This window comes from Pseudomonas sp. GL_103, assembly GCF_057835175.1.
This window is the reverse complement of the sequence record NZ_CM174420.1, coordinates 3422165-3444390: the sequence shown is the minus strand read 5'-3', so window position 1 is coordinate 3444390 and position 22226 is coordinate 3422165. Positions and strand designations below refer to the sequence as shown.

Annotated in this window: 22 protein-coding genes and 1 pseudogene; 15 read left to right on the top strand and 8 right to left on the bottom strand. The window is 57.1% G+C overall.

All coding sequences use genetic code 11. The features are described from left to right. Window positions 1–41: 41 nt before the first annotated feature. Complete coding sequence (locus AC3IP0_RS15525; RefSeq protein ID WP_489325184.1) at window positions 42–1667, bottom strand: NADP-dependent glyceraldehyde-3-phosphate dehydrogenase; 1626 nt, start codon at window positions 1665–1667, stop codon at window positions 42–44. A gap of 265 nt (window positions 1668–1932) precedes the next feature. Between AC3IP0_RS15525 and AC3IP0_RS15520 the strand changes: the two genes are divergently transcribed. The 3 genes from AC3IP0_RS15520 (at window position 1933) to AC3IP0_RS15510 (ending at window position 5019) form a co-directional block, all read left to right on the top strand. Next, window positions 1933–2319, top strand: coding sequence for a c-type cytochrome (locus AC3IP0_RS15520; RefSeq protein ID WP_347907022.1), 387 nt, complete (start codon window positions 1933–1935; stop codon window positions 2317–2319). 22 nt (window positions 2320–2341) lie between these two features. After that, window positions 2342–3736 (top strand): D-arabinono-1,4-lactone oxidase, encoded by a 1395-nt coding sequence (locus AC3IP0_RS15515; RefSeq protein WP_489316021.1) that lies wholly within the window; start codon window positions 2342–2344, stop codon window positions 3734–3736. Window positions 3737–3810: 74 nt separating this feature from the next. Continuing rightward, window positions 3811–5019, top strand: coding sequence for a DSD1 family PLP-dependent enzyme (locus AC3IP0_RS15510; protein WP_489319782.1), 1209 nt, complete (start codon window positions 3811–3813; stop codon window positions 5017–5019). Between the two features lie 100 nt (window positions 5020–5119). Here AC3IP0_RS15510 and AC3IP0_RS15505 read toward each other — a convergent pair whose 3' ends face one another. Beyond that, window positions 5120–6064, bottom strand: coding sequence for a SphA family protein (locus AC3IP0_RS15505; protein ID WP_489316020.1), 945 nt, complete (start codon window positions 6062–6064; stop codon window positions 5120–5122). Between the two features lie 208 nt (window positions 6065–6272). On the opposite strand from AC3IP0_RS15505, the gene AC3IP0_RS15500 reads away from it, so the two are divergent. From AC3IP0_RS15500 to AC3IP0_RS15450, 11 genes are all read left to right on the top strand, one after another. Further along, complete coding sequence (locus AC3IP0_RS15500; protein WP_489316019.1) at window positions 6273–7313, top strand: AraC family transcriptional regulator; 1041 nt, start codon at window positions 6273–6275, stop codon at window positions 7311–7313. Between the two features lie 90 nt (window positions 7314–7403). After that, a complete protein-coding gene (locus AC3IP0_RS15495; RefSeq protein WP_489325182.1) occupies window positions 7404–8291 on the top strand; it encodes a Dyp-type peroxidase in 888 nt (295 codons plus the stop codon). Window positions 8292–8307: 16 nt separating this feature from the next. Then, window positions 8308–9276, top strand: a complete 969-nt coding sequence (locus AC3IP0_RS15490) for a Gfo/Idh/MocA family protein (protein ID WP_489325180.1) — start codon at window positions 8308–8310, stop codon at window positions 9274–9276. Between the two features lie 219 nt (window positions 9277–9495). Continuing rightward, complete coding sequence (locus AC3IP0_RS15485; RefSeq protein ID WP_489316016.1) at window positions 9496–10248, top strand: GntR family transcriptional regulator; 753 nt, start codon at window positions 9496–9498, stop codon at window positions 10246–10248. Next, a complete protein-coding gene (locus AC3IP0_RS15480; protein ID WP_489325178.1) occupies window positions 10245–11975 on the top strand; it encodes a fumarate reductase/succinate dehydrogenase flavoprotein subunit in 1731 nt (576 codons plus the stop codon). The genes AC3IP0_RS15485 and AC3IP0_RS15480 overlap by 4 nt, the downstream gene beginning before the upstream one ends. 24 nt (window positions 11976–11999) lie before the next feature. Then, window positions 12000–12245, top strand: a complete 246-nt coding sequence (locus tag AC3IP0_RS15475) for a 4Fe-4S dicluster domain-containing protein (RefSeq protein ID WP_008050632.1) — start codon at window positions 12000–12002, stop codon at window positions 12243–12245. A 256-nt stretch (window positions 12246–12501) separates the two neighbouring features. Further along, the gene (locus AC3IP0_RS15470; RefSeq protein WP_489325176.1) at window positions 12502–13908 is read left to right on the top strand and encodes an ABC transporter substrate-binding protein; all 1407 of its coding nucleotides are present in this window, start codon (window positions 12502–12504) and stop codon (window positions 13906–13908) included. 138 nt (window positions 13909–14046) lie between these two features. Then, window positions 14047–14835, top strand: coding sequence for an ABC transporter permease (locus AC3IP0_RS15465; protein ID WP_489325174.1), 789 nt, complete (start codon window positions 14047–14049; stop codon window positions 14833–14835). Then, on the top strand, window positions 14835–15683 hold the full coding sequence (locus AC3IP0_RS15460; protein WP_489316013.1) for an ABC transporter ATP-binding protein: 849 nt from the start codon (window positions 14835–14837) through the stop codon (window positions 15681–15683). The genes AC3IP0_RS15465 and AC3IP0_RS15460 overlap by 1 nt, the downstream gene beginning before the upstream one ends. Next, on the top strand, window positions 15680–16642 hold the full coding sequence (locus AC3IP0_RS15455) for a HEAT repeat domain-containing protein (protein ID WP_489325172.1): 963 nt from the start codon (window positions 15680–15682) through the stop codon (window positions 16640–16642). The genes AC3IP0_RS15460 and AC3IP0_RS15455 overlap by 4 nt, the downstream gene beginning before the upstream one ends. Beyond that, window positions 16639–16917, top strand: coding sequence for a DUF971 domain-containing protein (locus tag AC3IP0_RS15450; protein WP_489325171.1), 279 nt, complete (start codon window positions 16639–16641; stop codon window positions 16915–16917). Before AC3IP0_RS15455 ends, AC3IP0_RS15450 begins: the two co-directional genes overlap by 4 nt. 69 nt (window positions 16918–16986) lie before the next feature. Here the strand turns inward: AC3IP0_RS15450 and AC3IP0_RS15445 are convergent, their stop codons facing one another. From AC3IP0_RS15445 to AC3IP0_RS15420, 6 genes are all read right to left on the bottom strand, one after another. Continuing rightward, complete coding sequence (locus AC3IP0_RS15445; RefSeq protein ID WP_489316010.1) at window positions 16987–17706, bottom strand: AAA family ATPase; 720 nt, start codon at window positions 17704–17706, stop codon at window positions 16987–16989. Then, window positions 17706–18449 (bottom strand): ABC transporter permease, encoded by a 744-nt coding sequence (locus AC3IP0_RS15440; RefSeq protein ID WP_489316009.1) that lies wholly within the window; start codon window positions 18447–18449, stop codon window positions 17706–17708. The genes AC3IP0_RS15445 and AC3IP0_RS15440 overlap by 1 nt, the downstream gene beginning before the upstream one ends. 11 nt (window positions 18450–18460) lie before the next feature. Beyond that, window positions 18461–19666, bottom strand: coding sequence for a YcaO-like family protein (locus AC3IP0_RS15435; RefSeq protein WP_489325170.1), 1206 nt, complete (start codon window positions 19664–19666; stop codon window positions 18461–18463). Window position 19667: 1 nt separating this feature from the next. After that, window positions 19668–20459, bottom strand: coding sequence for a nitroreductase family protein (locus AC3IP0_RS15430; protein ID WP_489316007.1), 792 nt, complete (start codon window positions 20457–20459; stop codon window positions 19668–19670). Continuing rightward, the gene (locus tag AC3IP0_RS15425) at window positions 20440–21321 is read right to left on the bottom strand and encodes an McbB family protein (RefSeq protein ID WP_489325168.1); all 882 of its coding nucleotides are present in this window, start codon (window positions 21319–21321) and stop codon (window positions 20440–20442) included. The genes AC3IP0_RS15430 and AC3IP0_RS15425 overlap by 20 nt, the downstream gene beginning before the upstream one ends. 78 nt (window positions 21322–21399) lie before the next feature. Beyond that, window positions 21400–21582 (bottom strand): hypothetical protein, encoded by a 183-nt coding sequence (locus tag AC3IP0_RS15420; RefSeq protein WP_414872959.1) that lies wholly within the window; start codon window positions 21580–21582, stop codon window positions 21400–21402. Between the two features lie 478 nt (window positions 21583–22060). Between AC3IP0_RS15420 and AC3IP0_RS15415 the strand changes: the two are divergent. Beyond that, window positions 22061–22156, top strand: a pseudogene (locus tag AC3IP0_RS15415) (gamma-butyrobetaine hydroxylase-like domain-containing protein); the annotation flags it as partial. Between the last annotated feature and the right edge of the window lie 70 nt (window positions 22157–22226).

The window sequence follows — 22226 nt, the reverse complement described above, 5'->3', positions numbered from 1 at the left end:
TGGCAGTCGATGAGCTCTGGATGTACTCAGGCTGGCTCTCCTCAGAAGATGTAGTCGGTGGTCAGGAAGCTCGAACTGCGGCCGCTGATGATCTCGCTGATCAGGTCCTTGTTGGTCTCCTGGAATTTGGTGGCCACCAATGTACGTATCGAAAACACCCGCAGTGCGTCATGGACCGACAAGGTGCCTTCGGCCGAGTTCTTGCGACCATTGAAGGGATAGGTGTCCGGGCCGCGCTGGCACTGGGCATTGAGGTTGATGCGCCCGACCTGGTTGGCGAAAGTGTCCACCAGCCGGCCGACCGCCACCGGGTTGGTGCCGAAGATGCTCAATTGCTGACCGAAGTCCGACTCCAGCACGTAGTCGATCACGGTATCCAGATGACGGTACGGCACGATGGGGATGACGGGACCGAACTGTTCTTCCTGATAAACCCGCATCTGCGGCGTGACCGGGTACAGCACCGCCGGGTAGAAGAACGACGCACGAGCCTCGCCACCGTTGGGGTTGACCACCTTGGCGCCTTTGCTCTCGGCGTCCGCCACCAGTGCATGCAGATAGTCGACCTTGCCCGATTCCGGCAGTGGCGTCAGGGCTACGCCAGTTTCCCAGGGCATACCGGGTTTGAGGTTGGCGAGCCGGGCATTGAATTTGTCGATGAAGGACTCGACCACGTCTTCGTGGACAAACAGGATCTTCAACGCCGTGCAGCGCTGGCCATTGAATGACAGCGAGCCGGTCACCGCTTCACTGACCGCGTTGTCCAGATCCACTTCCGGCAGGACGATGCCCGGGTTTTTCGCATCCAGGCCCAGCGCTGCGCGCAAGCGGTGGGGTTTCGGATGGAGTTTTTTCAGGTCACTGGCGGCCTTGTTGGTGCCAATGAAGGCGAAGATGTCGATCTTGCCGCTGGCCATCAGTGCACTGACGGTCTCGCGGCCGCTGCCGTAGATGACGTTGATCACCCCGACCGGGAAGCTGTCGCGGAAGGCTTCCAGCAGCGGGCGAATCAGCAGCACGCCGAGCTTGGCCGGCTTGAACACCACGGTGTTGCCCATGATCAGCGCCGGGATCAGCGTGGTGAAGGTTTCGTTCAACGGATAGTTGTAAGGCCCCATGCACAGGGCTACGCCCATCGGCACGCGACGGATCTGGCCGAGGGTGTCCTGTTCCAGTTCGAAACGGCTGGAGCGGCGGTCGAGTTCTTTCAGCGCGTTGATGGTGTCGACGATGTAGTCGCAGGTGCGGTCGAACTCTTTTTCCGAGTCCTTGAGGTTCTTGCCGATTTCCCACATCAGCAACCTGACCACGGCGTCGCGCTGCTCGCGCATGCGCCCCAGGAAGGTTTCGACGTGCTGGATGCGTTCGGCCACGCGCATGGTCGGCCACAGGCCCTGGCCGCGGTCGTAGGCGCGGACGGCGGCGTCGAGGGCGGTCAAGGCGGTGTCGGCATCCAGCAGCGGCGTGCTACCGAGGATCACCTGTTCGTCGCCATTCGGGCCTGCCAGGTACACCGGGCTGCGGACCTGGGCCAGCGGCCCGTTCCAGGTTCTCAGTTCGCCATCGACCAGGTACTCGCGCTGCTCGGTCTGGCCATCAAGTCGGTACTTTTCCGGGATGTCGGCGGGGTTTGGGAACAGGTTCTGAAGAATATTGGCTGTGGTCATGTCGCTACCCCTCTGGATTGGCTGATGCACTGATGAATCGTTTTAGCAGACCTCAGCAACGCTTGTCATGACTCATCTCAGCGTTTTGCCGCACAGGTGATGTCCGGGGGTTTTATCGGTGCCTTCCGTCATGGCCTCAGAAGCTCCCCTTGTTGGCCCCCAATGCCCTCAATGCGCCCGCGCGGGGTGCCTTAATGTTGACTCTCCTTGATCACAACAAAAAAAGCTGCACCCGGCTGGCCGGGCAGCCAATGAGAGGACAGCCATGCGGGCGAGCCGATTAACTGAAAAGCCTAGCCTTTGTTTGGCCTTGGCGGGGTGTGTCTTTGCGGCGTTGCTTGCAGGGTGCGGCGAAGAGCCGAACAACCCGCCGACCCGCAGCGAAGCGGGCGCCGCGAGGCCCGCCGACGCCGAGCTGGCGCAGGTCTACGACAACAGCTGCAAGCTGTGCCATGCCAATCCGGCGGCCGGGGCGCCGCTGACCGGCGACATCAAGGCCTGGCAACCACGGGTACTGCAGGGTGCCGACACGCTGCTCGACCACGCGATCAACGGTTACAACGGCATGCCGCCGATGGGCATGTGCATGCAGTGTTCGCAAGAACAGTTCCTGGCGCTGATTGCCTTTATGTCCGGCCAGCAAATCCAATAACAAGAACGGCAGGGTGCGATTCATGACGATGGACCTGACACGGCGTCAGTTGTTGCAACGGGCGAGCGTCATTGGCGCCTTTACCGCGCTCGGCTCAACACCGGCATTGGCCGAGCTGCTGCGCGCGCCACGCCTGATTCCCTGGCGCAACTGGTCGGGCGGCCAGAGTTGCCTGCCGGCGGCGCGGCTGGCGCCCAAGAACCTGGATGAGTTGACGCAAGTGGTGCGCCAGGCCCCCGGCAGGATTCGGCCGGTGGGCTCGGCGCACTCCTTCAGCGCGCTGGTGCCCACCGACGGCACCTTGCTGTCGCTGAGCTATTTCACGGGTTTGCTCGATCACGATGCGAAAACGCTGCAGGCCGAGTTCGCCGCCGGCACCCCGATGTCACGCATGGGCACGCCGCTGAAGGACATCGGCCAGGCCCTGCAAAACATGGCTGACATCGATTACCAGACCCTGGCCGGCGCGATCTCGACCTCGACCCACGGTACCGGCAAGCACTTTCAATCGTATTCGGCGCATGTCTGCGGCATGCAGCTGGTGACCGCCAGCGGCGAGGTGCTGGACTGCGACGCCAACCGCCATCCGGAAGTGTTCAACGCAGCCCGGGTATCCCTGGGGGCGTTGGGCGTGGCAACCAAAGTGCGCCTGCAAAACCGCCCGGCGTATCGCTTGCGGGAGCGCCAATGGATCGCCAAAACCGAAGATTTGCTGGAAGACCTGGACAAGAACACCCGGGAAAACCAGCACTGGGAAATGCTCGTGGTGACCCATTCCGACTACGCCTTGTCGATCGCCCTGAACGAAACCACCGACCCGGCCACACCGCCGATGCCGGCGGATGAGGAGGGCGGCAACGAGTTTGTCACGCTGATCGAGAAGATCGACAAATACGCCAGCGACTTCCCGGACCTGCGCCGCACCATGCTCAACAGCCTGCGCCACCTCGCCAGTTTCGATGACCGGGTGGGTGACTCGTTCGACATCTACGCCAATGTGCGCACGGTGCGTTTCAACGAAATGGAATATTCCGTGCCGGCGGAATACGGCCCGGCCTGTTTGCGCGAGATCCTCAAACTGATCCAGGACAAGGACCTGCGCACCTGGTTTCCGATCGAGTACCGGTACGTCAAGGCCGACGACATTCCCCTGAGCATGTTCGAAGGCCGCGACAGCTGTTCGATCTCGGTCCACCAGCATTACCAGATGGATCATCACAACTTCTTCGCCGCCATCGAGCCGGTTTTCTGGAAGTACAACGGCCGGCCGCACTGGGGCAAGTTGCACACCCTGAACGCGAAAAACCTGCAGCCGCTGTACCCGCGCTGGCAGGAATTCATCCAGGTGCGGCAGGCGCTCGACCCCAGCGGCAAATTTCTCAACGCGCATCTGTCTTCCATTCTGGGGGTGAGCTGATGGCCGTCAATCGCCGCAATTTCTTGCTTGGCACCGCGGGTGTCGGCGCCTTGTTGGTGGGTGTCGGGGCGTGGCTGCGGCCAGGTGACCGAGGCGCGCCGTACAGCGATTACTTCCGTACGCTGAACCACGAACTCAAGGACCACGGCCCGATGCGACCGGTGATGCTGATCGACCTTGATCGACTGGATCACAACATCGATGTGGTGATGCAGTCGGTCAAGCGCGCCGGCAAGCACCTGCGCCTGGTGGAAAAATCACTGCCGGCGCCCGGGCTCCTGGCCTACATTGCCAATCGCGTCGGCACCCAACGCCTGATGTCGTTTCACCAGCCCTTTCTCAATCATGACACGGTGCAGTTTGCCAAGGCCGACATTCTGTTGGGCAAGCCGCTGCCGGTACGTTCGGCCGAGCTGTTCTATCAGTCGCACAAGGGGCCTTTCGACCCTTCGAAGCAATTGCAATGGTTGCTCGATACGCCACAACGCCTGCAGCAATACCTCGCCCTGGCTCAAGGGCTGGGCACGCGAATGCGGGTGAACATCGAACTGGATGTCGGGCTGCATCGCGGTGGCGTCAGCGACCTTGGCGTACTCGGGCAGATGCTGGCGCTGATCAGCCAGCACCCGCAGCACCTGGAATTCGCCGGGTTCATGGGCTACGACCCGTTCGTGGGCATGGGCGTGCCGGGGATTCTGGGCTCGCCCGAGGAGCTGTTCGCCAAGGTGATGGTGATTTACCACCGCTGCGTCGATTTCACTCGTCAGCAATACCCGGGTTTGTGGCACGAAGGGCTGACCCTCAATACGGCCGGCAGTCCGAGTTATCGCATGCATGAGCACGAACGGCTCAGCAGCGAAGTGTCGGTGGGAACGGCGATGCTCAAGCCCACTCACTATGATTTGCCGTCACTGGTGGAGCATGTGCCCGCCGCCTACATCGCCACGCCAGTGTTGAAAAGCACCGGGGCTGTGAGCATCCCGGCGCTGGATGACAAGTCCAGGCTGTTTTCCTGGTGGGACACCAATCAGCGCGAGACGTATTTCATCTATGGCGGTAACTGGATGGCGGAGTTCGAATCGCCAGCGGGGTTGCAGAGCAATGGCGTGTATGGCCGCAGCTCGAACCAGGAAATGGTCAATGGTTCGGCGGCGGTGGGGCTGACGGTTGAGGACCAGGTGTTCCTGCGGCCGACCCAGACCGAGTCGGTGTTGCTGCAGTTCGGGGATTTGCTGGTGGTTCGGGGTGGGAAGATTGTGGATAGCTGGGCGGTGTATTCCTGAATGATTTTCAGGGGATGTGCCACCGCCATCGCGAGCAGGCTCGCTCCCACAGGGGAATGCATTCCAAATGTGGGAGCGAGCCTGCTCGCGATGGGGTCAGTCAAAACGCATAGGGAATACTGACCTTTGCCCAAAGCATTTCCCCTTCAGGCCGGTTTTCCACGTCGAATTCCTTGGCCCAGCGAATCTCCGCGCTGGCGTATTTGAGAAAGGTCCAGTGCAGCGCCGGACCAATGGCAAACACCTGCCCGCGCACCCCGTCGTTTACGTCCTGGCCATTGAACTGCACGGTGTGGCCGAACTGTTTGTCGTCGGTGGTTTGCTTGAGGTAGTAGCCGTTCAACCCGAGCATCAGGTCGTCGGTGATCTTGAAACTGGCGGAATAGTCGAAGTGGAAAATCTGCCCCGACTTGTAATCGGTGTCCTTGTTTTTCTCGTTGAAACTGTAGGTGGTCTTCATCGACACCTCGGTTCTGTCCGTCGGCAGCCAGGTGAAGGAGAACAAGGGTTTGTAGGTGTAGAAGTTGTTGCTGGTGTTGGCCAGGCGATCAACGCTGTATTCGCCGGTCGGCACGGTGACTTCAATGGCGGCGCCGAGGGTCAGGTTTGGGCCCATGTCCCAGAGAATGATCGGCGCGACCGTGGTGTCGCCCATGCCTTCGCGGGTGTCCTGCAAGCCGAACACCGAGACCTCCTGCTTGAGCCAGGGCTGCGCGATGTAGCCCGCCAGCCGGCCGCCCAACACTCGCACCGGGCTGAGGTAATCCAGGCGCGGAATGACCGCCGTGGACTCGATCTCGACGTTCGGCACCTTGCCGCCGAGCGAGCTGATATTGAGCTTCGTGGCTTTGTAGTGGTTGTAGTAGAGGTTGAACGCAACCATGTTGTCCGGAAGGCTGTCGGGCGAAAGCGGCAATATGAAAAAGCCGTCGGTGCCGGTGCCGATGTTGTCCACGCCAGCCTCGGTGGCCAGTGCCGGTTGCAGGGCGCAGACGCCGGCCAGGCCAATGACCAGTAGGGGAAGTGTCGTGCGGGTCGGGATCATGGGTGTACTCATTATTATTGTTAGCGGGCTGTCCGGCATCCATACGAGGGCCGCAACATAGAAATAAGCTGTCTGCGCCCTGCAAGGCAGGGTATTGGCGGCCATTTAGGGGGACTTCTGCGGACAGCCTTTGAACCCTGTGCTAACTTCCTTCGACATAACCGGTTACAAAAATAAGAATGCAGCTCGACCCGGAATGTATGGCCCCATGCAAATGAAAGTGACCGATCCCACCTTTGAACTGGCGCTGGTGTCGCCGTTTCTCCTACAGACCCTGGCCGGAGTCGCCGAGCAAAAAGGCATCCACCCCGAGAGCCTGTGCCGAGGGCTGGGTTTTACCTTTGAAGACCTGCAGGACCCGGCGCAGCGTATTTCCTATCGCCAGGCCGTGGCCATGATTCAGCGCGCGCTCAAGGCCTTGCCCAATCAGGGGCTGGGCTTGTGGGTCGGCGCGCAGAATGTGCTCGGTACGCTGGGGTTGTTGGGGCATGTGTTGTCGCTGTGCAAGACCCTGCGCGATGCCTTTGAACTGGGCATCCGTCATCAACACACCTCTGGCGGCATTGTCGTGTCGAGTGTGGAGGAGGCGGGGGATCGGGTGTTTATCGACGTTGAATGCCGCTTGCCGTTCGCCGACGTGCAGTTGTTCGCGGTCGAGGAGTTTTTCGCCAGCCTGTTGGTGTACGGCCGGGCGCTGGTCGGGGCGGATTTCAAGCCGATGGCCGTGGAGTTCATGCATGCCGCGCCGGACTATCTCGGCGAATATTCGCGCCTGCTGGGGCCGGACGTGCGTTTCGGTTGCCTGCAAAACCGCATGGTGATCGAGGCACATTGGCTGGGCGTTCACTTGCCCAATCACCATTCCCTGGCCCTGCGTCAGGCCGTGAAACTGCTCGAACTGGAAGCCGCGCAGGTGCACCAGAAAATGGATCTGATCCAGGCCGTGGAACGGGCGATTGCCCGGGACCTGACCGAGGGCAGTCACATCGAGAAAATCGCCGGCGACCTGAACATGAGCAGCCGCACCTTGCGCCGCCGCCTCACCGAACACGCGCTGACCTTCGAAACGCTGCTGGAACAGGTGCGCCAGGCCCGCACCATGAGCCTGCTGGCCAACCCGGACATGTCCATCGAACGCATCACCGAAGAAGTCGGCTACAGCGACGTGCGCAGCTTTCGCCGGGCGTTCAAGCGCTGGACCGGCATGAGCCCGAGTGCGTTCCGCAACGAAAGCCCCAGCGTGGTTTGATCTTTTGTGGCGAGCGGCTTCTGTGGCCTCTGACGGCACACAAACCCTCGTACTCCGGTTAAACTCTGTGCTCTTTTTCAAGGAGTTCATATGAGCCATTACCAGCCGGGCATTCTCGCCACCCCCGTTCCGCCTCAAGCCCGCCATATGTTCTTCGCCCTCGAATCCGTCGAAGCATTGCCGGTCGCACTCGACAACTTGATGCAACTGGTGGACGGGAAGTCGGCTGTCGTCGGCTTCGGCGAATCCCTGGTCAAGGCTCTGAATGGGCAGATCGAAGGCCTGCGTACTTTTCCGGCGTTGACTGGCGTCGGCGTCGACAATCCGTCGACCCAGCACGCGCTCTGGTGCTGGCTGCACGGTGCAGACCGTGGCGAATTGCTCAACCGCAGCAACGCCATCGAAGCGGCACTGGCCCCGGCGTTGCGTCTGGTGCAGATGAACGAAACCTTCCGCCATATGACCGGGCATGACCTGACCGGCTTCGAAGATGGCACCGAGAACCCCCACGACGCAGCGGCCGTGACCGCCGCCCTGGTGGGTGAGGGCGCGGACGGCACGGTGGGTGGCAGCTTTGCCGCGATCCAGCAGTGGCAGCATGACTTGAAAGGTTTCCATGGGCTGTCGGCGGATGAAAAAGACAACATCATGGGCCGCCGCTTGAGCGATAACGAAGAGATCGACGACGCGCCGGTTTCCGCCCACGTCAAACGCACCGCCCAGGAAAGCTTTGCGCCCGAGGCCTTCGTAGTGCGCCGTTCGATGCCGTGGATCGAAGGTGACCGCGCCGGCCTGATGTTCCTGGCCTTCGGTTTTTCCCTCGATGCCTTCGAAGCTCAACTGCGCCGCATGAGTGGCCTGGAAGACGGCATCACCGACGGTCTGTACCGCATCAGCCGTCCGATCACCGGTGGCTATTACTGGTGCCCGCCGCTCAAGGACGGTCGACTGGACCTGCGCGCATTGCGTATCGGCTGAGCAGCAAGGAGAGCCTATGAACCTGGTGCGCTGGGGCATGATCGGTTGTGGCAGTGTCGCTGAACGAAAAAGCGCGCCGGCCTTCTACAAGGCGCCCGGATCGGCGTTGGTGGCGGTGATGGGCCGGCGCCTGCAAGCCGTCACCGACTACGCCGCGTGCCACGGCATCGCTCGGGTCTATACCGATGCACAGGCGCTGATCAACGATCCCGAGGTCGACGCGGTGTACATCGCCACGCCGCCCGACAGCCATCACGCTTATGCCTTGCAGGTGGCCGCCGCCGGCAAGCATTGCTGCGTGGAAAAACCGATGGCGCTGAATGCCGGACAAAGCCGTGAGATGCAGCAGGTGTTTGCCGATGCCGGGCTGCACCTGTTCGTGTCCTATTACCGACGTTCGCTGCCACGCTTCCGGCAAGTGCGGCAATGGCTGGAGGAAGGGCGGATCGGCGAGGTCCGGCACTTGAGCTGGACCCTCACCAAAGCCCCGTCGGCAGCGGACCGCAACGGCGCCGATAACTGGCGCACCGACCCGGCGATTGCCGGTGGTGGCTACTTTGCCGATCTGGCCAGCCATGGCCTGGACCTGTTTCAGTACCTGTTCGGCGATATCGTCGAAGTCGCCGGGTTCACCGCACGGCAGGCCGGTTTGTACGCGGCCGAAGATGCCGTCAGCGCCACTTGGCGGTTTGCCAGCGGGGCACTGGGCATGGGTTGCTGGAACTTCGTTGCAGACCGTCGCGAAGACCGGGTCGAAGTGATTGGCAGCAAAGGCCGGATCACTTTTTCAGTGTTCGACGAACACCCGATCGAGCTGCACGCCGATGAACACCTCAGCCTGACTATCGAGCATCACGCCCACATTCAGTGGCACCACGTCCTGGGCATGAATGCGCATGTTCGTGGCGAGGCGCAGCACCCGGCGGTGGCCGAGCAGGCGCTGAAGACCGATTGGGTGATGGACCGGATTCTCAAGCGCAACTAGTACCCTCCGGCCACACAATTCTCCTGTGGGAGCGAGCCTGCTCGCGAATGCGGTGTGTCATTCAACATATGCATCACTGGCATGACGCCTTCGCGAGCAGGCTCGCTCCCACATTCAGGATTGCGTAGCGCATCTAACCTTATGCGCATTCGGTATTTCTCAAGCGTGTCATAACCTCTCTAAGATCACGTCATAACTCGTTATAACAAGTGATCTGCCATGACCGATAACGTTCTATCCCTGAGCAGCGTCCCGTTGCACACCCAGCTGCGAGACGTGCTGCGCGCCCGCATCCTCGACGGCGAATACCCGCAAGACAGCCAGATGCCTTCCGAAAGCGAGCTTGGCGCGTTGTTCAAGGTCAGCCGCATCACCGTTCGCCAGGCCTTGGGCGACCTGCAAAAGGAAGGGCTGATCTTCAAGATCCACGGCAAGGGCACCTTCGTCGCCAAGCCGAAAACCTTCCAGAACGTCAGCACCCTGCAAGGCCTGGCCGAGTCCATGACCGGTCGCGGCTATGAGGTGATCAACCGCCTGCGCAGCTTCAAGTTCATTGCCGCCGACAAGCTCGTCGCCGAGCGTTTGCAGGTGGCCGAAGGCGAGGTCGTGGCGCAGATCAAACGGGTGCGCCTGATCAATCGCGAGCCGATTTCCCTGGAGGTCACTTACTTGCCCAAGGCCGTTGGCGAGCGCCTGGAAAAAGCCGACCTGGTCACCCGTGACATTTTTCAGATCCTGGAAAACGACTGCGGCCTGGTCCTGGGGCACGCTGACCTGGCCATCGATGCGGTCCTGGCCGACAGCGACCTGACTCGGGCGCTGAGCGTCGAACCCGGCTCGCCGATCATGCGCATCGAACGCTTGACCCACGATGTCGACGGTTGGCCGCTTGACTTCGAACACCTTTTCTACCGTGGCGATGCCTTCCAGTACCGCCTGCGGATCGACCGGCAAAAAGGGGAGCAGGCATGACGCGCAGCACGTTGGAGCAGGAATACGACATCGTTGTCATTGGCGGCGGCACCGCCGGCCCCATGGCGGCGATCAAGGCCAAGGAACGCAACCGCGACCTGCGGGTATTGTTGATCGACAAGGCCAACGTCAAGCGCAGCGGCGCGATCAGCATGGGTATGGACGGCCTGAACAACGCGATCATTCCCGGTCACTCGACGCCGGAGCAGTACACCAAGGAAATCACCATCGCCAACGACGGCATCGTCAATCAGGCCGCGGTGTACGCCTATGCCACCCACAGCTTCGAGACCCTCTCACAACTGGACCGCTGGGGGGTGAAATTCGAGAAGGACGAAACCGGCGACTACGCGGTGAAGAAGGTTCACCACATGGGCGCTTATGTGTTGCCGATGCCGGAAGGGCACGACATCAAGAAAGTCCTCTATCGGCAGTTGAAACGGGCGCGGGTGAGCATCACCAATCGCCTGGTCTGCACCCGATTGCTGACGGATGAAGAGGGCGCGGTCAACGGCGTGATGGGCTTCGATTGCCGTACGGCTGACTTCCATGTGATCAAGGCCAAGGCGGTGATCCTCGCCTGCGGTGCGGCCGGACGCCTGGGGTTGCCGTCTTCGGGCTATCTGATGGGCACCTACGAAAACCCGACCAATGCCGGCGACGGCTATTCGATGGCCTACCACGCCGGGGCCGAGTTGGCGAACCTGGAATGCTTCCAGATCAATCCGCTGATCAAGGACTACAACGGCCCGGCCTGCGCCTACGTCACCGGCCCCTTGGGTGGCTACACCGCCAACAACAAGGGCGAACGCTTCATCGAGTGCGACTACTGGAGCGGGCAGATGATGTGGGAGTTCCATCAGGAGCTGGAAAGCGGCAATGGCCCGGTGTTCCTCAAGCTCGATCACCTGGCCGAGGAAACCATCCAGAACATCGAAGAGATCCTGCACAGTAACGAGCGTCCGAGTCGCGGCCAGTTCCACGCCAATCGCGGCACCGACTACCGCACGCAGATGGTCGAAATGCACATTTCCGAGATCGGTTTTTGCAGCGGGCATTCGGCGTCGGGGGTGTGGGTCAGCGAGAAGGCCGAGACCTCGGTCAAGGGCTTGTATTCGGCGGGGGACATGGCTGCCGTGCCGCATAACTACATGCTCGGCGCGTTCACCTATGGCTGGTTCGCTGGCAACAACGCAGCGGATTTTGTTGCCGGGCGTGAATTTTCAGCACTGGATGCGCGGCAGATCGAAACCGAAAAACAACGGGTCTACGCACCGCTGGATCGCGAGTACGGCCTGCCACCGGCCCAGGTCGAATACAAGCTGCGACGCTTCGTCAACGACTACCTGCAACCGCCGAAAGTGACCAAGAAGATGCAGATCGGCCTGCAACGCTTCAGCGACATCCAGCGCGACCTCGACCAGATCAAGGCCCACAACGCCCACGAGCTGATGCGTGCCATGGAAGTCAGCATGATCCGCGACTGCGCCGAGATGGCCGCCCGGGCTTCATTGTTCCGCGCCGAAAGCCGCTGGGGGCTTTACCACCATCGCGTCGATCACCCGCAACGCAACGACCGCGACTGGTTCTGCCATTGCCACCTGAAGAAAGACGAAAACGGTTTGATGAGCAGTTTCAAGAAAGCCGTCGAGCCCTACATCATCCCGCTGGATGCCGACGAGATGCAGGCCTACGACCGGCTGCGGGTCGGCGCGGATGCCGCCTGAGCATCACTCAAGAGAGACCGTGAAATGGCCTATCAAGCCCAGGAAATCTTCTTCCGTTCCAACGCCCCCGTCACCGTCGACGAGGACAAATGCATCGCCCACAAAGGCTGCACCGTGTGCGTCGACGTCTGCCCGATGGACCTGCTGGCGATCAACCCGGCCACGCAAAAGGCCTACATGGCGTTCGATGAATGCTGGTACTGCATGCCCTGTGAAAAGGATTGCCCGACCGGGGCGGTGAAAGTCGAGATCCCGTACCTGCTGCGCTGAAACACAGTCCATGTGGGAGCGGCGGTGCGACGATTCGACTTGCTCGCGATGAGGCCGGCACAGCTGGCATCTCCATTGACTGAAAGGACGCCATCGCGAGCAAGCTCGCTCCCACAGTGGAACGGGGCCAGCTCAAATAATATTTAAAGCCATCCGGCCACCACCGGACGCCTGATTCAAGACACCCCTCGTTTCCCACCGCGCCCTGATCGTGGCGGAGACGAACATCCAATAAATGATTCGAGGGGAAACACTCATGATGTTGCGTGCAGCTTTGGCCGGTCTGGTACTGGCTTCATTCACCCTGTCGGCCTCGGCCGAAACCATCCGCATTGCCATCGGCACCCAGGACACCACCATCAACTGCGCCGCCGGCGGATTGTTGATTCGCGAACTCGGGCTGCTGGACAAATACCTGCCCCACGATGGCCCCTATAAAGATGCCCAATACGAGGTGCAGTGGAAAAACTTCACTAGCGGCGCCCCCCTGACCAACGAGATGGTGGCCGGCAAGCTCGACTTCGGCGCCATGGCCGACTTCCCCGGCGCGTTCAACGGCGTGGCGTTCGAAACGGCGGGCAAGCACAGCCTGTTCATCAGCGTGCTGTCGGGCAGCATCAAGGGCAGCGGCAACGGCATCGTGGTGCCAAGCGCATCGGGCGTGCAGTCCCTGGCAGAACTCAAGGGCAAGACCATTTCCGTGCCGTTCGCTTCCACCGCCCACGGCATGCTGCTGCGCGCCGTCGCGGCCCAGGGCTGGGACCCGCTCAAGGACGTGAACATCATCGCCCAGCCGCCGGAAGTCGCCGGCTCCGCTTTGCAGGCCGGCAAGATCGATGCCCATGCCGACTTTGTGCCCTTCGCCGAACTGTTCCCCAGCCGGGGTTTCGCCCGCAAGATTTATGACGGCGCCCAGGCCAACGCGCCGACCTTCCACGGTGCGCTGGTCGATCAGGCCTATGCGAAGAAGTACCCGGAAATCGTCGTCGCTTACCTGCGGGCGAGTATCGAAGCCAACCAGTTGCTGGCGGCTGAGCCGGAGAAGTACAGCGAGTTGATCGCCAAGGTCACCGGAGTCGATGCCGAGGTCAATTACCTGTTCCATGGCCCCCTCGGTGTGCAGACCCGCGACCTGAGCTGGAAGCCGGAATACCGTCAGGCCGTGGGCACCGCCATCGATACCCTCAAGTTGTTGAAAAAGGCCGATCGCGGTCTGGATCTCAACACCTTCATCGACGACCAATACATCCGCGCCGCCTTCAAGGCCTCGAACCTCGACTACAGCGCGCAACTGGCCAGTTACGGGCAGACGCCGCTCAAAGCCGTCGATGCCGCCAGCGGCCAAGCCATCACCGACTTCATCCACGTGGCGGAAATCTGGGTGCGCGGTGAGCCGAAAGTCCGCCAGTACGCCTCGGCGGAGTCGGCATTTACCGCGCTGACAGCGCTGAAACAGGAAGGCAAGAACATCCGCGCGGTGTACGCCCAGGCCAGCGACAACGGGATCAAGTTGCTGGCGGATCAGGCGTGGTTTGCCACCGACGGGAAAGGGCGGCTGAGCGCGTTCCTGCTCAAAGGCCAGGCCCAACAGTTCGCCACGGCGCAGGGCGGCAAGGTCCTCGACTTTACCGATGCCACTGCGCAGGCCGTGGCTGTTCGCTAATCCCAAGCACCCCCTCGGGCAAGTGTGGGAGCGGGCTTGCTCGCGAATGCGGTTCAACATTCAACATCTGAGTTGACTGAAACACCGCTTTCGCGAGCAAGCCCGCTCCCACAGGGTCCAGGGTTCAGAGGAATAATTGTGTACCGATCCTATTCACGCTGGATCCCCAGAGCCGCATCCTTGCTGCTCTGCCTCCTATTCTGGCAACTCGCCGCCAGCCACCACTGGAACCTCGGCCTGGTGACCTTCGCCAATGTCCCGACACCCGTGGCGGTCATTGAAGCCGCCCTCGGCCTCGGCGACTCGGGCAAGCTCGCGCAGCACCTGGGCAGCAGCCTCGGCCGGGTATTCGCCGGTTACCTCGCGGCGCTGATCATCGGCGTGGCCCTGGCCCTGGGCCTGGCCATCGGCCGCTCGAAATGGGCCGAAGATCTGTTGTTGCCGCCCCTGGAAGTGCTGCGCCCGATCCCGGCGGTGGCATGGATTCCCCTGGCGATCCTGATGTTTCCCTCGTCGGAGCTGTCGATGGTGTTCATCACCTTCACCGGCGCACTGTTCCCGATCCTGCTCAACACCGTGCACGGCGTCGAAGGCGTCGACCCACGGCTGATCGCCTCGGCGAAAAGCCTCGGGGCAGGACGCCGGGCAATCCTGCTGGAGGTCGTTCTGCCGGGTGCCGCGCCCAGCATCATCACCGGCCTGGCCATCGGCATGGGCACCTCGTGGTTCTGCCTGGTGACGGCGGAAATGATCTCCGGCCAATTCGGCATCGGCTATTACACCTGGGAGTCCTACACCATCCAGAACTACGCCGACATCGTGGTCGGCATGTTGCTGATCGGCGTGCTCGGGATGGGCAGCAGCCTGTTGATCAAGCGTCTGGGCGGGTTGTTCACGCCTTGGCATCGAACGCGAGGAAAAGCCTGATGAGCGTTTTTCAACACCTGGAAGGGCGTATCGATATTCGCGGGCTGTCGATCAGCCTGGGCGAGGGCGACACTGCTTTCGAAGCTGTGCAGGGACTCGACTGCCAGATCGAGCCGGGGCAGTTCGTATGCATTCTCGGGCCGTCCGGTTGCGGTAAATCGACCTTGCTCGGCGCCCTGGCCGGCCACCTGCAACCGCGCACCGGCACCTTGAACGTGGATGGCGCGCCGGTGTCGGGCCCATCGCCCCAGCGCGGCATGGTGTTCCAGCAGCACACGCTGTTTCCGTGGCGTACGGTGCGTGACAACGTGGCGTTTGGCTTGAAAATGCAAGGCATCGGCAAGGCCGAACGGCACAAGGCGGCGGATGAAATCCTCGCCCTGGTGGGCCTCGAAGGTTTTGCCGGGCGTTGGCCCGACCAGCTCTCCGGCGGCATGCAGCAACGGGTGGAAATCGCCCGGGTGCTGGTCAACCGTCCGCGCCTGTTGCTGATGGACGAACCCTTCGGTGCCCTCGATGCCCTGACCCGATTGAACATGCAGGAACTGCTGCTGGACATCTGGACGCGCATCCGCACCACCGTGGTGTTTGTCACCCATGACATCGACGAAGCGCTGTTCCTCGCCGATCGCCTGCTGGTCATGAGCTCGCGCCCCGGGCGCATCATCGAAGACCTGCGCCTGGACTTCCCCCGTCCTCGCAGCACGGAACTGATGACCCGCCCTGAATTTTCGCAACTCAAGCGCCATTGCCTTGAACTCCTGCGGCACGAAGACGGCCGGCAACTGCCGCGTCTCAACCCGCTCGGACTTCCCCTTGAAAACAAACTGCCGCGGTTTGCCCTATGACCTCACTATTCGATGTAACCGATAACGACGACATTCTTGTCCTGCAACCGCGCCTGACCGATGACGACCCCGGCGTGCGCCGGATCGCGCTGATCGAACTGGCCGATCTCGAGGAGCCGGACGGCTTGCTGTGGTTGATCGATCGGCTGGCCGAAGACCCGACTGCAGAGGTTCGCGCCGAAGCCGCGCGGTTGCTGGAAGCCTGGGAGGACGAACCGGTGGTCGAAGCGTTGTGCCAGGCCCTGACGGATCCATCCCCGGCGGTGCAGGTGGCCGCTGCGCAAAGCCTCAGCCTGCTCAAGAGTGAGGCGGCGGGCCGGGTCATCCTGCCGTGGACCGGGCACGCCGACAGCGGCGTGCGCATCGCCGCGTTCAGGGCGTTGCGCGAGTTGCGTTGCCCCGATGCCGCCGCTGCGGCGGCCCGGGCACTGGACGATGAAAGCGCCAGCGTGCGCCGCGAGGCGGTGGGCGTGCTCGGCTGGCTCAAGCAACTCGATGCCTTGCCAGCCTTGGCGCGGCTGGCCAGCGCTGACCCGGACACCGAAGTGCGACGCGCCGCCACCGGGGCGCTGGGCCTGGCGTCTGACGCGCAGGTGCTGCCGGCCCTGCGCCAGGCCTTGCGCGACGCTGCCTGGCAAGTCCGCGAAGAAGCCGCCACCACCCTGGGCAAGGTCGGCCACCTCGACGCCGGCCCGGCCCTGATCGACGCCTTGGGCGACGATTACTGGCAAGTGCGCCTGCGCGCCACCCGCAGCCTCGGTCGCTTGCGTTTTGTACCGGCGCTCGAAGCGCTGATCGACACCCTCGGCCACCGCATCAGCAACCTGCGCAAGGAAGCCGCGTTGGCCCTGGGCGAATTGAACGACCCACGGGCCATTGCGGTATTGCAGGACGCACAAGACGACGGCGACCCTGAAGTGCGCAAGGCCGTGCGCATTGCCTTGAGTCAACTGCAATGAACCCGCTGGCGATTGGCAATTCCCGCAGCAAACAGCAGTTGCGCCTGAACTGGCCGGATGGGCGCGAACAGGTGTTCGAACATGCTGATCTGCGCCGGCAGTGTCCGTGCTCGCAGTGCCGGGCGTTTCGGTTGCGGGGGATGGCGCCGTTGGTGGATGAGCGGGTTCAGGTGATCGAGTTGCACTCGCAAGGGTATGGCCTGCAACTGGTCTTCAGCGATGGGCATGAGCGGGGGATTTATCCGTGGGCTTATCTTGCTGGACTTACCGACTGAATCGAACTCCATTCCTCATCGGGAGTTGTCGCGGTCTGCGGCAGCTCCCCCGTGTGCGCTTCCAGTTGCTTATGTTACGAATACAGGTTCAGTAACGGCTCGGATAAACGCATCGTCCACAGTCTTTACTCCATACTTTTGCATGAACTCACTACCATTGGCAAAGCGATTGAAGCGTTGCTGGCTAATCATATAAAAATAATCACAATGGTTAATTACCTCATCAACATTGTGCGATGAAACCAGAATGGCGGTGCCCTCCCTGGCGGCGCCGTGAAGGCATTGCCAAATATAGCTACGAAACTCTGGATCTACACCGGCAGTAGGCTCGTCTAGAATCACGAAGTCTGCAGAAATTGAAAGAAGAGAGAGAGTAAAGAACCAGCGTGTCTCTCCGTAGCTGCATAGCGATGATTTTTTGTTCCATATGTCTTGATATCGATCAACTATCGCAGGGCTCCACGCACTTAGTTTTCTCAGGGTTTTATCTTGTGTCATGGGCTCGCTTGATGACAGTGCAGTCACCATTTTAAAAATGTCACGCATGCGCAGCGGTGGGGGAGTGGAGATGATTTGAGAAAGGTATAAAAAGTGACTGAAGTCGTTTTTTATGAAGCCGGACTTTGCTTTTTTAAGGTCACAGACGATATCGAAAAAAGTTGTTTTTCCAGATCCATTGGGCCCCAGAATGCCGACAATGTCTCCTTGAGCAACCTCAAGAGATGCCTGGGTCAAGAGGGGGTTGTCTGGATAGGAGAAGTCAATGCTCTGCGCCGTGAATTTTTTCATCAGTATCGGCTCCATACGGGATTGATTCTTAGGTGCTTGAACGTTCTGTGCAGTACTGAAATAAATAAAAGAATTATTGCTGTCGTGATGAATTTGTTGGATTCAAGACCTTGTTCCATTATCTGGCTAGCAAGTGTCAGTGGGTTTGCGAGGTTCAAAGCGTCGGTGATGGGGTTTGATCTGCTGGCACTCATTACACCGAGAATCAGCATGCAGAACGAGAAAATGGAAAGCAAAGTATTCGAGTTCTGAAAGTTGATCGGTAGCAATGAGAATGCAGCCCCGAAAGTGCAAAACATGATAAAGCAGATGTAAAAGCGTAGTGCTATATTCAATAGTTCATTGAAGGCATGGTTTCCAAATGGGAATTTGGTCGTTAAGTAAAAGGTTGCACAATAAGATATCGATATTAACGAGTAGGCAATGAAGTGCGATAAAAGAAAAATCAGTTTCGATTCCTTGGAGTAAATAAATGATCGGGTGAATCCGCTTTCCCTTCTTCCGATTATGTAAAAGGCGAATCCAAATAATGCGACACTTGAAGAGATGTAGGCATAAAACCATGCCGAAATCGTAATGTAGTTGCTCGAAAAATAGTTGGGGTCTTGTCTGGTTGCTGCAAAAAAGTAGAACATCGCACAGGGTGATATCATGATCCAGAACAAGGCGATGGGTTCTTTTAATTGTTCTTTCATGAATATGGACGTTAGGGTGAGAACTCTGGGCAGAATATTCTTAGTCATGATTGGTTTCTCTATGGGAATGGAACCATTGTTTCTTTTCTTTCATTGTATATTTTGAAGCGAAAGGAGCTTGAATAATCGTTAATTAAGTTTATGTTTGCTGAGTTGTTCATGTGCATAAATAATGATGGCGAAGTGAATTTGCAGAATGTGTAGTTGGCTCCATCTATTTTGGTTGTTTTTATATAGAGGTATCCTTCGAGGTTTTTGTTTCTCAAACATTTAATCAGATTTTCAGTATCCAATTTGCAGTGTGGGCTTTTGTTGTGTGAGGTTTGTGGGTAGTAATTTAGTTGTGAAGTTATTTCTTCGAACGTTTTATAGTGATTGCACTTTACGAAGTGGCGGATATAGGAGTCCTTAAGAGAGTCCGGGTTGCCGTGTAAAACGCTGAATAAATTCATGAATCGAAATGTTTGCCATAGCTCTAGAATAGACTTGTTCAATGCTTCTGCTCGATTTTCTGAGTAAGACATTCCTGCGCAGTAGTGAACATTTCTATCTGGGTCATTGTTTCCATAAACTGTTAACAGGCAAACTCCTGGGAAATTTTCATCAGAAATGTCAATTGTTAATAGTTGTCCTGATTTTATAAGTGCATTGTATAGGCCATATGAGGGGAGTGTTTTTATCGTGGTTAATATCTCGGCCGGTTTGATCGTTCCTGTACATTGCTTGGTTAGCCAGAATCGAGTGAGAAATTGGCGTTCTAGTGATTCTTTAATTGAACCAAGAACGGCGAACTCTGGATTCCAGTGAAAGCTGCATCCACAAGTGTCACGGCTTGGATAGATGTTGTCGTCGTCGCTGTTATGGTGGGTCAGAGAGATACATACAGTCGGAATTGAGCAGCATGAAAAATCAGAAATGCGTATGGCTGAATTCATGTTGAATTTGCGACTTGCAAGGTTTGCTAAGTCTATGTTTTTCATATCGGTTTGACTGAAAGCTTTAATGAATTTTTCGGCCTCTTTTGGCGTAAGAGTATTCTCTAAGGTCGAAAAGCTGTCGGGTAATATTTCTAAATAGAAGTGACGCCTCTCGAAGTATTCGCCTAGAGCTGTTTTTATTGATGTTGAACTTGTGCCAATCCCTGAGCCTATTGAGTTCCATTGATCACCAATCTCCGTGCAAAAAGGGAAGTCGAAAATACATGGGGGTTGGCACCACATTTCCGCAGGTAGTGAGGGATCATTGCTGTAACTTGAAATTTTCAATTTAGCCTCCTATCAAGTGTACACATGCAGGAAAAAATAGAGTTGGATTCAATCCGATGGCCTTACACAGCATGTTGTCGGTGTACCCAGACCATTGACGGCTTTTGATATTTAAATGTTTGCACTGAAGATCTACTAGCATATATATTGATCCGGTTTCCATTAGCGCTAATCTGTACCCGCGATAACGATATTTGACTAACGTTTTTGGCATATACATTACATAAATTATAGCTAAACTGGGGTTTCCAATTTTGCTTCCCATGGGCAAAATGGCCTCTTTTATTAAACTGGCGTCGTAACTTCCCTGTATTATTTCAAATTTTCTTGAGTGTGGTAGTAGGTGTAATACTTTTTCAGGACATGGCCATGTATTTTTAGGAGATAGGGAGCAACAGAATATCTCTACCGAATATAGTGCTCCTGCACTAGGGTATCCTCTTTTATAAGTGTTTTCGCCAGTTCTTAATAGTGGGCTGATTAATTGCTTTATTGACTCGAATGTTATGTCTCGATCGTCGAAAAAATCGCATGATTGATTTCGATGTAAAGGGCTTGTAGGCTCTAGTGCTTCGAGTGTCACCCCTTTCGTAGTGATATCCATATCGGGATATAATTGCAGTTCGTTACCTGTTAGATCTGAAAGTAGCTGTGGTGGAAGGTTGTGCAGTAAGGAAATGTTTTGAACGCAGTCATGGATGGTGAAGTTGCCTTTGTTGTGGAATTCCAGGGTATCCTCAATGACTTTCTGATCGAGGAATTTCAGATAGTAATCATGTGGAATATTTTTCATGTTTAGATCTCAGGCAGGTACAGGAATGCCAGTGAGGGCTCAATTCTTCCGTAATCAGTCCGCTGTTTAAATCTACAGTCATTGATGAAAGAGAGTTGTCTTGGTATCTGAAGCCTTGATTATGCTCCGTATGGAGTTTGATTTTTTTTGTCAGAGCACCTAATGCAAGATTTCTCTGCAACAAGCTTAGGTTTGGCGCAGGTATCGTAATGTTTCGGTCAACACAAAAATTCAACAAGGCAGACCAGGAATTTCGACTTTCGTTGATTTTTTCATAATTCAATTGTCTCTCTACAAGGCAAAAATGGCAGGGATTTCCAATGCTTGGGATGTATGGTTGACTTATACGAAAAACATCTCCGCTTAAGTACGCTATTGAGATGGCACTGCTCGGAGACGAGTCTGCTAAACAAAAGTATAGATCTTTAAGTTTTGAGTAGTTGTATTGCATGCAAATTATTTTAATTAGAAGTGCATTGCCTCTGGCTCGGTCAATTAAGGAATCTATATCGCTCACTATTTCGTGATCGAATTTTACCTCTTGATCAATGATTGCTTCGAATTCTTCTCGGTTGCTCCAGTCATGTGCTATTAATACTTTTTTGAAGTGTATCTCCGATGGTTGATTTTTTAGTCCAATGGCGAAATTCAAGAACGTATAAGTTTCTTTTAGTGGTGGTTTTTGGGCGGATACCACCTTGTCGAATAGTGCTTTTGATATTTTGGGTGATTGTTGTTTTTTTAGCTCTTGCAGTACGATTAATAGTTTTTTTGAATCGGTTTTTGATGCTCCATCGGTAGATATTATTAGTGATTCATTTGGTAGGTTTATAATGTCAAATTCTGAAAATATCAGTTGCATTTATCTCCTCCTAAAGGACCTTTCACTTTGAAAGATCCTTTTAACTTTGAAAGTTAGCAGAGAGTTTTACTATCTGTTTCAACTACATACCTCTACAGCCACCGGTGCCACCACCGCCAGTGCCTCCTGCACCGCCACAGCCACCATTTCCCCCACCACTACCACCGCTGCATCCGCCACCCCCACCACATCCACCGCTGCCCCCGCAACCTCCTGCACTTCCGGAGCCACCAGCGACTTGCGGATTGGGGCTCGATCCAACATCATTTCTAAAATTGAATAGCACTTTTCCAAGTTCGTTGTTTTTCATTTTGTTTTTACTCGTTGTGTTTGCCACTTGATATTAAGTGGTGTTGCAAGGATTAGTTGATTTTAGTGTTGGGTGCAAGTGAGAGGATTTTGTGATGTAGGGGTGGTCCTACATCTTTTTAAGATGCGTCCTACATGATGTTAGGAGCCTTGGCGGTTTGGTTTTGTTTTAGTGTGGATGATTTACAGTGCGGGACTGTGGAATTCCTTTTTGAATCTGTATTTTAGTTTTCGGCAAGTAGAAATGATCTTGCTATGTTGAGTAAAATATTTCTGTAGGAGTAAATGTGCGTTTTGCACTTTTTTTATGGATTTTTATTTTCTTCAGATGCTAATTTTTTTAGAAAGGCGACGAACGGTAGACCTTATTTTTTGATCGTCCGTTTTGTTCGAGTAAGGAGTGCTTGGTTTTACATCAGCGGGCTATCGAGTTTCACGCCAGGGGTATGGCCTGCAACTGGTCTTCAGCGATGGGCATGAGCGGGGGATTTATCCGTGGGAGTATCTGGCGCAACTCACCCCTTGAATCACTGAAATCCAGTGTGGGAGCGAGCTTGCTCGCGATGAGGCCCGGTCAGTCGACACACATGTTGAAT

Excerpts from the sequence above, each read along its gene's own strand:
- AC3IP0_RS15450 (WP_489325171.1), top strand. The coding sequence starts at position 16,639 with ATGAACCCGCTGGCGATTGGCAATTCCCGCAGCAAACAGCAGTTGCGC.
- AC3IP0_RS15480 (WP_489325178.1), top strand. The coding sequence starts at position 10,245 with ATGACGCGCAGCACGTTGGAGCAGGAATACGACATCGTTGTCATTGGC.
- AC3IP0_RS15520 (WP_347907022.1), top strand. The coding sequence starts at position 1,933 with ATGCGGGCGAGCCGATTAACTGAAAAGCCTAGCCTTTGTTTGGCCTTG.
- AC3IP0_RS15495 (WP_489325182.1), top strand. The coding sequence starts at position 7,404 with ATGAGCCATTACCAGCCGGGCATTCTCGCCACCCCCGTTCCGCCTCAA.
- AC3IP0_RS15445 (WP_489316010.1), bottom strand. The coding sequence starts at position 17,706 with ATGAAAAAATTCACGGCGCAGAGCATTGACTTCTCCTATCCAGACAAC.
- AC3IP0_RS15430 (WP_489316007.1), bottom strand. The coding sequence starts at position 20,459 with ATGAAAAATATTCCACATGATTACTATCTGAAATTCCTCGATCAGAAA.
- AC3IP0_RS15455 (WP_489325172.1), top strand. The coding sequence starts at position 15,680 with ATGACCTCACTATTCGATGTAACCGATAACGACGACATTCTTGTCCTG.
- AC3IP0_RS15470 (WP_489325176.1), top strand. The coding sequence starts at position 12,502 with ATGATGTTGCGTGCAGCTTTGGCCGGTCTGGTACTGGCTTCATTCACC.
- AC3IP0_RS15475 (WP_008050632.1), top strand. The coding sequence starts at position 12,000 with ATGGCCTATCAAGCCCAGGAAATCTTCTTCCGTTCCAACGCCCCCGTC.
- AC3IP0_RS15460 (WP_489316013.1), top strand. The coding sequence starts at position 14,835 with ATGAGCGTTTTTCAACACCTGGAAGGGCGTATCGATATTCGCGGGCTG.
- AC3IP0_RS15440 (WP_489316009.1), bottom strand. The coding sequence starts at position 18,449 with ATGACTAAGAATATTCTGCCCAGAGTTCTCACCCTAACGTCCATATTC.
- AC3IP0_RS15505 (WP_489316020.1), bottom strand. The coding sequence starts at position 6,064 with ATGATCCCGACCCGCACGACACTTCCCCTACTGGTCATTGGCCTGGCC.
- AC3IP0_RS15525 (WP_489325184.1), bottom strand. The coding sequence starts at position 1,667 with ATGACCACAGCCAATATTCTTCAGAACCTGTTCCCAAACCCCGCCGAC.
- AC3IP0_RS15490 (WP_489325180.1), top strand. The coding sequence starts at position 8,308 with ATGAACCTGGTGCGCTGGGGCATGATCGGTTGTGGCAGTGTCGCTGAA.
- AC3IP0_RS15485 (WP_489316016.1), top strand. The coding sequence starts at position 9,496 with ATGACCGATAACGTTCTATCCCTGAGCAGCGTCCCGTTGCACACCCAG.
- AC3IP0_RS15425 (WP_489325168.1), bottom strand. The coding sequence starts at position 21,321 with ATGCAACTGATATTTTCAGAATTTGACATTATAAACCTACCAAATGAA.
- AC3IP0_RS15515 (WP_489316021.1), top strand. The coding sequence starts at position 2,342 with ATGACGATGGACCTGACACGGCGTCAGTTGTTGCAACGGGCGAGCGTC.
- AC3IP0_RS15500 (WP_489316019.1), top strand. The coding sequence starts at position 6,273 with ATGCAAATGAAAGTGACCGATCCCACCTTTGAACTGGCGCTGGTGTCG.